The sequence below is a fragment of the Amycolatopsis circi genome (genome assembly GCF_003385235.1).
GTDB lineage: Bacteria > Actinomycetota > Actinomycetes > Mycobacteriales > Pseudonocardiaceae > Amycolatopsis > Amycolatopsis circi.
Map to the genome: position 1 here is coordinate 39588 of NZ_PQIA01000063.1, position 10897 is coordinate 50484.

Annotated in this window: 9 protein-coding genes and 2 pseudogenes; 7 read left to right on the forward strand and 4 right to left on the reverse strand. The window is 66.7% G+C overall.

Going from position 1 to position 10897, the window contains the following annotated elements; genetic code table 11:
- Nucleotides 1–24 precede the first annotated feature (24 nt).
- Together D0D37_RS48890 and D0D37_RS25170 are read left to right on the forward strand one after the other, a co-directional pair.
- Nucleotides 25–689: pseudogene (locus tag D0D37_RS48890) on the forward strand (DUF6192 family protein); the annotation flags it as partial.
- Between the two features lie 61 nt (nucleotides 690–750).
- Nucleotides 751–969 (forward strand): annotated as a pseudogene (locus D0D37_RS25170) (alcohol dehydrogenase); the annotation flags it as partial.
- A 73-nt stretch (nucleotides 970–1042) separates the two neighbouring features.
- Here D0D37_RS25170 and D0D37_RS25175 read toward each other — a convergent pair.
- Nucleotides 1043–1963, reverse strand: a complete 921-nt coding sequence (locus tag D0D37_RS25175) for a helix-turn-helix transcriptional regulator (RefSeq protein WP_116203032.1) — start codon at nucleotides 1961–1963, stop codon at nucleotides 1043–1045.
- Nucleotides 1964–2136: 173 nt separating this feature from the next.
- Here D0D37_RS25175 and D0D37_RS25180 point away from each other — a divergent pair, with 173 nt between their 5' ends.
- From D0D37_RS25180 to D0D37_RS25195, 4 genes are all read left to right on the forward strand, one after another.
- Nucleotides 2137–3381, forward strand: a complete 1245-nt coding sequence (locus D0D37_RS25180) for an MFS transporter (RefSeq protein ID WP_208720138.1) — start codon at nucleotides 2137–2139, stop codon at nucleotides 3379–3381.
- Nucleotides 3382–3418: 37 nt separating this feature from the next.
- Complete coding sequence (locus D0D37_RS25185) at nucleotides 3419–4045, forward strand: (2Fe-2S)-binding protein (RefSeq protein ID WP_425266968.1); 627 nt, start codon at nucleotides 3419–3421, stop codon at nucleotides 4043–4045.
- Nucleotides 4046–4054: 9 nt separating this feature from the next.
- Nucleotides 4055–5035, forward strand: coding sequence for an FAD binding domain-containing protein (locus D0D37_RS25190; RefSeq protein ID WP_116203034.1), 981 nt, complete (start codon nucleotides 4055–4057; stop codon nucleotides 5033–5035).
- 112 nt (nucleotides 5036–5147) lie between these two features.
- Nucleotides 5148–7220: a xanthine dehydrogenase family protein molybdopterin-binding subunit gene (locus D0D37_RS25195; RefSeq protein WP_244223663.1), complete on the forward strand. Its 2073-nt coding sequence runs from the start codon at nucleotides 5148–5150 to the stop codon at nucleotides 7218–7220.
- A 43-nt stretch (nucleotides 7221–7263) separates the two neighbouring features.
- Here the strand turns inward: D0D37_RS25195 and D0D37_RS25200 are convergent, their stop codons facing one another.
- The 3 genes from D0D37_RS25200 to D0D37_RS25210 all read right to left on the reverse strand — a co-directional run bounded on the left by D0D37_RS25200 (nucleotide 7264) and on the right by D0D37_RS25210 (nucleotide 9986).
- Entirely contained in the window at nucleotides 7264–8286 is a 1023-nt protein-coding gene (locus D0D37_RS25200) for a zinc-dependent alcohol dehydrogenase family protein (RefSeq protein ID WP_116203035.1), read from the reverse strand.
- Between the two features lie 152 nt (nucleotides 8287–8438).
- Nucleotides 8439–9014, reverse strand: a complete 576-nt coding sequence (locus tag D0D37_RS25205; protein ID WP_116203036.1) for a hypothetical protein — start codon at nucleotides 9012–9014, stop codon at nucleotides 8439–8441.
- 12 nt (nucleotides 9015–9026) lie between these two features.
- Nucleotides 9027–9986 carry a hypothetical protein gene (locus tag D0D37_RS25210; RefSeq protein WP_162834462.1) on the reverse strand — a complete coding sequence of 320 codons (960 nt, stop codon included), beginning with the start codon at nucleotides 9984–9986 and terminating at the stop codon, nucleotides 9027–9029.
- A gap of 382 nt (nucleotides 9987–10368) precedes the next feature.
- On the opposite strand from D0D37_RS25210, the gene D0D37_RS25215 reads away from it, so the two are divergent.
- Entirely contained in the window at nucleotides 10369–10875 is a 507-nt protein-coding gene (locus D0D37_RS25215) for a hypothetical protein (RefSeq protein WP_116203045.1), read from the forward strand.
- Nucleotides 10876–10897: the final 22 nt, after the last annotated feature.

Here is a 10897-nt window from a genome sequence, read left to right on the forward strand (position 1 = left end):
GACGCAGCGCTCGAGATCGAGCCCATGCCTTCGCGCGGTGGCTCGCAGGCAGCGTCAGCCCAGGACGTGCACATCGAGGAAGCTTTGAGCCACTATGCCGACGACATCGGAATTCCGTTCACAACATTGAACACCTATCGCTGGGTATCATCCCGGTGGCCGAAGGAAAAACGCAACGCCGACGTATCTCATCACATTCACAAAATTCTCGCCGGACGCGACGACCGGTTCCGCATCATCGGAAAGCCGCCGCCGCTCCCAGGAACCGGTGAGCGCCGCTGGACGATCGATTCCGCCAAGCGCGCCGCAGGTCAGGAACCGCTGGTTCCGGTCACTCCGCAGGAGAAGATCAACCGGGTCACTGATTGACCAAGGACGACGACGTTGCGACCAGAATCGCGGTTGGCCTCCTGAATCGCCCTGCTGTCGCGTCCGCCGTCATGGACGATTCGACCGCGAGGCACCTTGTGAATCGCGCTCAGGTACGGCGAGCGCAGACCGCAAGCGAGGTCGCTCGACACCGAACCCCCGCCATCGCTCAGTTGGAAAGCGCTCAGGACTTCATTGAACTTGTCAGCGCTTGCGCCGGCTTCGTAGCGACGGTCGGACGGATGCTACCGTCCCTTCAGGGCCATCATTTCACTGCACGCGAGCGATCCGCTGTCAAAAAGAATCTCGAACGAGTCCGGGCTACCGCAGACTGGTTGGAGACCGCCGCCGACACTGATGACGTGTCCTTCGACGAAGGTCAACGCGTTTTCCTTGATCTTCGGTCGCAAGTCCTACGCTGGCTCGGCGATCGGCGGCATCCGGGAGACTCAGGAGATGCTGAACTTCTGCGCCCAGCACGGCCTGGGCGCGGAAATCGAGGTCATCGGCACGGACAAGGTCAACAATGCCTACGAGCGGGTACTCGCGTCGGACGTGCGGCACCGGTTCGTCATCGACGTCTCGACTCTCGCCGCGTAATGCTGCCCCCCCTTTGCCTGGCAAGGGCGGACCGCTTCCGGCACCGCCGTCGACGCGGTGCCGGAAGCGGCGTTCAGGCGCGAGGTCGGCGCTCGTCCGATTCGGCAGGCATCTCGTCCGAGCCCGCGAGGTTGGTCGCCGCCCAGGCGGCGAGAAGCGTCATCGCGTCTGCGGAGGGACTGCCGGGCTCCGGGCTGTAGACCGTCAGCACCAAGCCCGGATCCGCGGGCAACGGCATTGTCTCGTAGTCCACGGTGATGTCGCCGACCACGGGATGGTGAAACGTCTTGGTCCCGGTGTAGTGCAGGCGGACGTTGTGTTTGGCCCAGCGCGCCCGGAATTCCTCGCTGCGAGTGGACAACTCCCCGACCAGGTCCGAGATCTCCCGATCGTAAGGGTCGCGTCCGGCGTCGGTGCGCAGCAAGTTCACCGCGCTGTCAGCCATGCCGTCCCAGTCCGGGTAGAAATCGCGAGCGCGCGGATCCAGGAAGCAGAACCGCACGAAGTTGACCGGCTGCCTGGGGTCGGGATGCTGTTCATCCGGGTAGAGCGGCGAATAGAAAGCGTAGGCCAGCATGTTGCCGCAGACGAAGTCGTGGCGTGCGTTGCGCACGAACGCGGGCACACTCATGGAGTCGAGCATTCGCTGCAGCATCGGGCGCGTGGTTTTGGTCCGGCGCGGCCGGGATCGCTGCGGACTCATCGTCGCGTGCCGGTGCAGGTCGAACAGATGGGACCGTTCCGCGTCGTCAAGCTGAAGCGCACGGGCGATGGCGTCGAGCACGTTCTCGGAGACCGAGTTGACTTTCCCGCGCTCGATCTGCGTGTAGTAGTCGACCGAAAGCCCGGCCAGCGTCGCGACTTCCTGGCGGCGAAGCCCGGGCACGCGCCGCTTGGCGGCGTCGTAGATGGGAAGGCCTACCTGTTCGGGAGTGATCTTCGCACGCCTCGACGCCAGGAATTCGCCGATCTCCGCATGGCTCTGCTTGCCCATGCCGCCGACGCTACGACACGCGAAGCCGCGCTGCCAGGCATTGCGGGAGGGGTGCTGACAGCACCCCTCTGACCTTCGCCTCCCACGTGCGCGCCGCGCGGGGTTCCCTGGAAACCGGACATCGGGAGCCGGACCGGAACCCGAACGGACACCAGCCGGAAGGACGAAAGACGTTGAGTACATCGCGGCCCGCCGGGACGCGGACGCCCACCCTGGTCTATGTGATCGCGGCAGGCATCTTCCTGATGGGCACCACCGAGTTCATGATCGCGGGATTGCTGCCGGAGGCGGCCGCGGACCTGGGAGTGAACGTAGCGCAGGCCGGGCTTCTGGTGTCCGCCTTCGCGGCGGGAATGATCATCGGGCCGCCCGTCATGGCATTGGCCACTCTGCGGCTGCCGCAGCGCGCCACGCTGGTTCTCTCGCTGGTTGGCTTCGCCGTCGGGCACGTCGTCGCGGCGTTGAGCGACTCGTTCGCGGTCGTGACCATCTCCCGTGTAATCACCGCGCTGGCCACCGGAACTTTCTGGGCGGTCGGCGCGGTGGTCGCCACCACAATCGCAGGGCCGCCGGGGGCGAGCACTCGCGCGCTGTCGGTCATGTCGGGCGGCCTGAGCCTGGCGGTGATCGCCGGCGTTCCGCTCGGCACCTTCGTCGGTCAATTCACCGGTTGGCGGGGGCCTTTCTGGATGCTGGCCGTACTCGCATTGCTGGCCATCGTGCCGCTCCTGCGCATCATGCCGAGCAAACTCGACACGCACGGTTCGGACGTCTCGGTGCGTAGGGAACTCGCCACGCTGCGGCCTTGGCGACTCTGGCTCGTGCTCGGCGCCATCATGCTGGCCCAGGCCGGATTCCTGGGGGCGTACAGCTACCTCAGCCCGCTGCTGACCGAGCGAGCAGGCATCCCCGCCGCTCTGGTGCCCTTGGTGCTGGTCGGCTTCGGAATCGGCGCGCTGGGCGGCACGATGCTCGGCGGCCGCCTCGGCGAACAGCGACCGTTCACGACGGTGGCCGCAGCATTCGCTCTCAGTTCCCTCGCGCTGATCACCTTGGCTTTGACCGCCAGTCACTCCACCATCGTGGTCGCGCTGGTCGTTCTGCTCGGCGCGACCGGCCTCGGTGCCAACCCGGTGCTGATCGCGCAGACGCTGCGCCAGGCCGGGAACAGCTCAACGCTCGCGTCGTCTCTGGCGACCGCCGCGTTCAACTTGGGCACCGCCATCGGAGCAGCACTCGCCGGTGCCACGCTGTCGACCTCGTGGGGACTGATCGGGCCCGCCGCGCTCGGTGCAGTGATCACCGGGTCTGCGCTGCTGCCGGTCGGACTGCTGGCCGCGACTACAGCACGCTGCCGTATCCCGGCCGCGCCAGACCCGGACGGCCGACCGGAACTGAGCGACCACGTTCACGCATAACCCGCCCACCTACCTGCCGAGGAGAACCGCCATGTCCATGGAAGACCCCGCGCCTTCCGCCGACGAGGACGCGTCGACCGCCGTCACCAGGCGCACCTTCGTAGCGGCCACCGCGCTTGGCGGAGCGGTGGCCGTCGCCGGGCCGGCTCTGCTCGGCACGGAATCGGCTGCCGCCGCCCCAAACGCCGGCAGCAGCCAGGTTTCCCTTACCATCAACGGAAACCGCCGCACTGTCACGGTCGACAACCGCACCTCCCTGCTCGATCTCCTGCGCGAGCACCTCGGCCTCACGGGCACGAAGAAGGGATGCGACGCCGGTGCCTGCGGTGCCTGCACAGTCCTGGTCAACGACCGCCGCGTGAACGGATGCCTCACCCTCGCGGTGCGCCTCGACGGCGCGGAAGTCACCACGGCCGAAGGCCTCGCCCCGGGTGAGAACAACCGGCTGCACCCGCTGCAGCAAGCCTTCGTCGACCACGACGCGTTCCAGTGCGGGTACTGCACGCCTGGCCAGATCATGTCCGGCATCGGCTGCATCCGCGAAGGACACACCGGCTCCCGCGAGGAGATCCGGGAGTGGATGAGCGGCAACATCTGCCGCTGCGGCGCGTACGTCAAGATCGTCGACGCGGTCCAGCAGGCCGCCGGTAAATCCGGTAAATGAGGGCTTGACATGGAACCTTTCAGTTACACGAAACCCGCCGGCCTCAACGCGGCCATTGCCGCTGGGGAACGCGGCGGCCGGTACATCGCCGGCGGCACGACGATGGTCGACCTCATGCGCGAAACCGTTGAACGGCCCGGTGCTCTCGTCGACATCGCCGGCCTGTCCCTGCGCGATGTCGCCGTCACGCCGGGCGGCGGGCTGCGCATCGGCGCGCTCGTCAGCATGTCGGACGCCGCGGCTGACCCTCGGGTGCGCACCACCTTCCCGGTGGTCTCCCAGGCCCTGGAGCTCAGCGCGTCGCCCCAGCTGCGGAACATGGCCACCATCGGCGGCAACATCATGCAGCGCACACGCTGCACGTACTTCCGCGACGTGACTGCCGCGTGCAACAAGCGCTCCCCCGGTTCTGGCTGCTCCGCGCTCGAAGGCATCAACCGCAGCCACGCGATCCTCGGCGATTCCGACCACTGTGTGGCCACACACCTCTCGGACGTCGCTGTCGCGTTCTCGGCACTCGACGCCTCCGTGCATCTCTTCGGCCCGCAGGGCGAACGCAGCGTTGCTCTGCGGGACTTTCTCCTCCCACCGGGTACTACGCCTGATCGGGAGCACGCGATCTCGCCCGGCGAGCTGATCACCGCGGTCGAGGTTCCGGCGCACCCGCGCCCGTTGCGGTCGGGATACCTGAAGGTCCGCGACCGCCAGTCCTACGAATTCGCCCTCACCTCGGCCGCGGTCGCCCTGGCGATCCGAGGCGGGACCATCAACGCCGCCAAGGTCGCCGCGGGCGGGGTCGGCACCGTTCCCTGGAAACTCGACGCCGTCGAGAAATTCCTCGTCGGGAAGAAGCCGTCCGCCCAGCTGTGGGCCGACGCGGCCGCGCGCTCAGCGGACGGGGCACGCCCGCTCGCGCACAACGGATTCAAGGTCGACCTGCTCAAACGAACGGTCGAACGGCAGCTCCGGATCGTAGGAGAAGGACGATGAGCCTCCAGCCACAGCGCGCAGTCGGCACGCCGACGTCCCGGGCGGACGGCTGAAGATCACCGGGCGCGCCACTTACGCGGCTGAGCACCCTGTCCAAGATGCATTGCACGCCGTGATCGTGAACGCCAGCGTCGGTGCCGGACGCATCACGTCGATCGACGACCGCGCCGCCCTCGCCCAACCGGGCGTGCAGACCGTCATCAGCCACCGCAACGCGCCGAAACTGCCGTATCGCGACAGTCCGAACGCGAACAACCCGGACGGCAACCGGCTGCGCGTCTTCCAGGACGATCAGGTCAGGTTCTTCGGCCAGCCGGTCGCCGTAGTCCTCGCCAGCACGCTCGAGGCGGCGCAGCACGGCGCACGAATGGTCAAAGTGCAGTACGAGGCGCGTCAACCAGCCACCGACCTGCGCACCGGCCAGGCGACCGCCCCGACCAGCTATGCGCGCGGAGACGCTGACCGTGCGTTCGCCGCTGCGCCGGTCAAACTGGACACGACCTACGAGATGGCGCGCAATCATCACAACCCGATGGAGCCGCACGCGACCATCGCCCAGTGGGACGGCAACCGCCTGACTGTGTGGGACAAGACCCAATGGATCGGCGGCACACAACGCGAACTCGCGGCGGTATTCGGCATTCCGGACACCTCGGTGCGGGTTCTCTCCCCATTCGTGGGCGGTGCCTTCGGCAGCGGGCTGCGTGCCTGGCCGCACGTGATCGTCAGCGCGCTGGCGGCACGGCTGGCCGGGAAACCGGTCAAGCTCGTGCTCACCCGCCGGCAGTTGTACTCCAGCACCGGATTCCGGCCCCGTTATGACTATCGCGTCCGCGCAGGTGCTGACCGCCAAGGTCGCCTGAACGCGATGATCCACGACATCTCGGCGGAAACCTCGTCGTACGAGACGTTTACCGAAGCCGCGATGGCACCCGGGCAAATGCTGTACAGCATGCCCAACGTCCGAGTCGACTACCGCACTGTCCCGCTCGACGTCAACACACCGATCTGGATGCGCGGTCCTGGCTACGCGACCGCGTCGTTCGCGATCGAGTCCGCAGTGGACGAACTCGCGCACGAACTGCGTCTGGACCCGATCGCCATACGCCAGCGCAACGAACCGGCCGCCGACGGGTCGACCGGGCTGCCCTTCTCCACGCGCCGGCTGCGCGAGTGCTACACCACCGGCACCCGGGAATTCGGCTGGGACAAGCGCAACCCGACGCCGCGATCCACTCGCGACGGAGACTTGCTGATCGGCACCGGCATGGCCACCGCGGTCTACGACACCGCGCGCGGTACCGCCCAGGCCTACGTCCGCCTCGATGCACGAGGCACCGCGCTCGTCCAGTCCGCCACCAGCGACATGGGTCCCGGCACATACACCTCGATGACCCAGGCGGCTGCGGACGCACTGGGGCTCACCATGGACACCGTCCGCTTCCAGCTGGGCGATTCCGCCATGCCGCCCACCCCGCCGCACGGCGGCTCCATGACCATGGCGAGCGTCGGCTCAGCAGTCCTCGACGGCAGCGACAAAGTCCGCACGCAAGCGATCACACTGGCAGTCAACGACGTCCGCTCGCCACTGCACCAGGTTAATCCCGCTGACGTGATCGTCCGCAATGGACGATTGGCGGTCAAGAACAATCCCGCACGAGGAGAGACCTACCAGGAACTGCTCGCGCGCCAAGGCCGCCCGCACCTCGAAGCCATCGGCGGATTCGCCCCGCCAGAGCAGAACCGATCGTCCTTCTACGCTTACGGTGCGGTCTTCGCGGAAGTCGCCGTGGACGCCAGGCTGGGCCTCGTCCGCGTCCGCCGGATGCTCGGCGTCTACGACGCCGGCCGGATCGTCAGCCCGAAACTCGCCGAAAGCCAGGCAATCGGCGGAATGGTGGGCGGCATCAGCGCAGCGCTGCTGGAGCACACTGTCACCGATCCGCGCGACGGCCGCATCGTCAACGCCAACCTCGCCGACTACCTCGTCGCCGTCAACGCCGACGTCCCCGAGCTTCGGGCGATCTACCTCGACGGCAACGACCCGCAAGCCGACCCGCTCGGAGTCAAAGGGCTCGGGGAAGTTGTCTACGTAGGCGTCGCTCCGGCGATCGCCAACGCGGTATTCCACGCGACGGGAAGCCGGATCAGGAACCTCCCGATCACCGCTGAGTCCCTGCTCTGAACGGAGGGGCGGCGCATCCTGTCCCGGATGCGCCGCCCCTCGCTCATACGGTCAGCAAGGCTTTGATCGCCCGGCGTTCGTCCATCGCCCGGTACGCCTCCGCCGCGTCGGCGAGCGGCACCGAGAGGTCGAACACCTTGCCCGGATCGATGCGTCGCTGCCAGATCAGATCGATCAGCTCCGGCAGGAAACGTCGCACCGGGGCCGGCCCGCCGTGCAGATGCACTGCGGAAAAGAACAACTCTCCGCCAGGCAGCTCCACGTCGTGCGACACACCGACATACCCGACATGACCGCCCGCACGGGCGGAACGGATCGCCTGCATCATCGACTCCTGCGTGCCCACCGCCTCGATCACGCTGTGCGCTCCCAGCCCGCCGGTAAGTTCCTTGATCCGTGCAACTCCCTCGTCGCCGCGCTCCTCCACGATGTCCGTCGCGCCGAACTCGCGGGCGAGCGCCTGCCGGTCCGAGTGCCGGCTCATCGCGATGATTCGCTCCGCGCCGAGTTCCCGGGCTGCCAGGACGCCGAGCAGCCCGACGGCGCCGTCCCCGACGACAGCGACCGTCTTGCCCGGCCCAGCCTCCGCCGCCACAGCTGCGAACCAGCCGGTCCCGAGCACGTCGGACGCAGCGAGCAGACTCGGGATCAGGTCTGGTTCGGGATTTCCGGGCGTCGCGACGAGGGTGCCGTCCGCCCACGGCACCCGGAGCCGCTCCGCCTGGGACCCGATGCCTCCGATCGGCACCGCGTTCACACAGCGGCTCTGGTAACCGGCCTGGCAGATTTCGCAGGTGTTGTCCGAAGCGAAGAACGACCCGACCACGAACTGGCCCGGCCGCACCTGCTCGACGGCACTGCCGACCTCCTCGACCACGCCTACGTACTCGTGCCCCATCGGGGCCGGGCCGGAAACGTCCTCGATGCCGCGGTAGGGCCACAGATCCGACCCGCAGACACAGGCCGCGGAGACCTTGATGACCGCGTCGGTCGGCTCGACGATCCGCGGATCCTCTCGCGTCTCCACCCGCACATCGCCAGGGGCGTTCAGCACCACGCCACGCATTCGCTCGCTCCCTCCTGCTTGGGCTGCTCGGCCACGACGCTAAGCGCTTCTTGCGCCGCACCCAGGGTCAGCAGACCGAAGCCACCCGACAGAGTGACTGAGCACTGCGGGCAAAACTCTCAGAAGCCGCCCAACGCGTTTGCCGACAAGCTTCATTCCTTCGCTCGGCGCGGTTGCGGTTCCTCCGGCGATGGTTTGGCCAGGAAGTCTCCCTTGAACAAGTCCTCGTAGATAGCGAACAGCCGGCGCAGGACGGCGGCGAGCGAGATCACGAGATGGATCAGCAGCGCGACACATACGCTGGAGGCGACGTTGCCAGGGATCCCGTCCGCAGTCAGGAGCGGCCACGACGCCATCAGCGCCAAGCCGAGCGCCAGCAGCATCGCCATCAACGACACGTGCAACGCACCGACTGCGGACGAAGCGACCAGTTCTTTCAATCCCGAACGAATACGGTAGTCCGGCACCTCTTGGATCTTGATCCGCAGATTGGCCAGGAACACAAAAGTGCTGAGCATCGCTCCGACCAGCAGCGACGTCGCCGAAAGGAGCTGGGCAATCCCGCCGAGCTGGAGACGGAATGCCAGGAAAAGCACCAGGCCGACGGTCGGAGTACCGTACAGTAGGGCACGCTCGGCCCACGTCAGCCGGTCGCTGTCCGGTCCGCGCATCGCCTTGCTGTTGTAGAGAAAAATAGGCCACGGATTGAACCTGCGCAGCTTGTCCATCCCGGCCGGCCCTCAATCGTCGATTACCGGGCGCCAGTTCGCGGCCACGTCCACGTTCAGGAACGTCAGCGCATCTCGCGCCGTCGATGCCACTTCGTCTACGAATTCAGCGGCCGTCAGCCGTTCTTCCGTGTCGATCTGGTACGTGAACCGCGGCCACGAAGAACGTACGTCGAGCTTGCGTTCTTTACCGTCGCGAACGGTGATGATCCGTTCCTCGTCGAAGTCTTCGTCATCGAAATCGCGCAGCCCTACCAATCCGACAAGGCGCGGTCGCCGGTCCGGCTGGCCGATCATCGCGCGCAGCGCGTTCACCACCTTCGCCTTGAGCTGCGAACCATTCTCCAGGTCCAGATGCAGCCACGATCGACGCACGTTTTCGCTGGTGAACCGAGTGCGGTCCGGCGAGGGAGTGGACTGCACCAATTCCACACCCGTGACACCGACCGCATCATCGGCAAGAAACTCGCTCCAGGCGTGGCCGTCCACCGCGTCGGACGTGATCCGCAAGAAAACGCCCAGGTCACGAAGCTTGTAGTTCAGCTGGCGCAACGTCGCGCCCTGCAAGTGCGACCGCCCCTTCACCTCGGTGATCAGCAGGCCGGACTCCCCGTACGGAGGAATGATCAGCAATGAATAGAAGGCGCTGAGCACCGCGTCGCTCTGCCCGATCGAGCGGGGATTGCCAAGGGTCTCGTCCGCGTCGACATCGATTACCTCGCGGGGCTCCCCGTAATCCCCGCCCTTGACCGTCAGCAGAATCCCCCACGCGTCCGCGCGGACCTGCGAGATGCGGGTGTAATGCCGGCGAACCTCATCCTTCTCGCCCCGAGCTAAAGCATCGTTCGCCGCCTTGAACACCGCCTGATACAGGCCGCCAGCCGCCTCCGGCTCAGTCAGTGCGATCCTCGGCGTCTGCTTGCGTGGCCGCGTTATGAACAATTCTGCGACACGGTAGCCATAAGTTGTCATTTCCCCGCCCTCGGTCGCTCTCCGCAACGACCGAGGGTCATCCACTTCGACAACTCCAGTCAAGATCCACACCCCCGAGGCAACCATTCAGCCCATTTATTCGAACACATGTTCTATCGTGATTCAAGGCTGACCACCCACACGGAGGAACCGGACGACTGTGACGGCAGGCGATAGTTGGCATGTCCCAGTGCTTGTTGGCATGGTGCTTAGCGATGCGCGACTACGGCAGGTGGCTGAGCACTTCTTCTGACCGGCTGAGCGTTGGTTGTGGGCCACGATGACGCTCACGCGCTCCGGATTGCCGATGCGACTGGCAAGCCCCGCGGATATTCGGTGGCCATCCCGCCAGCCCGATGGAGATACTCGGAATGTGCGCATCATGTTCCATCACGTCCCGCGCGGGGAGTCCGCGGCGTGGATCCACCGCGCTGACGGGGTGGTCCTCGTCCTCCCGTCGTATTCGCGCAAGTGGCGAGTGCCGCACGACCTCGCGCACGCGGCGGTCGAAAGGGAGCTGCGCCTGGGCGGAGGGGTGTTCGGCTGCATCGCGGCCGGCGCGGTGTTCGACAACATGCGGGTGGCCGAAGGCAGGCCCCGCCACGATGCGAAGGCCCGCAGCGCCAAGGTCCTGAGGACAGCGAAACGGTCGATCGGGGTCGCCGAAGTGATGGCCGGGGTCGTCCACGAAGCCGTCGAGCGGCGGCTGGCGACTCCCTTCGAGCAAGCCCGCGAGGGCTGGGGCGCACTCGCGCAGGACCCGTTCCCGTGGACCGACGCCGACATCACTCGCGCCACCGACGCTCTGCGCGAACTCGACGGGCAATGGCAAGCGAGCCCGAACCCGCTGGAGTTCGACTGGCCGGATTCCTTGCGCGCCGACCGCTGATCGGTGCCTGCCCCACCCAACC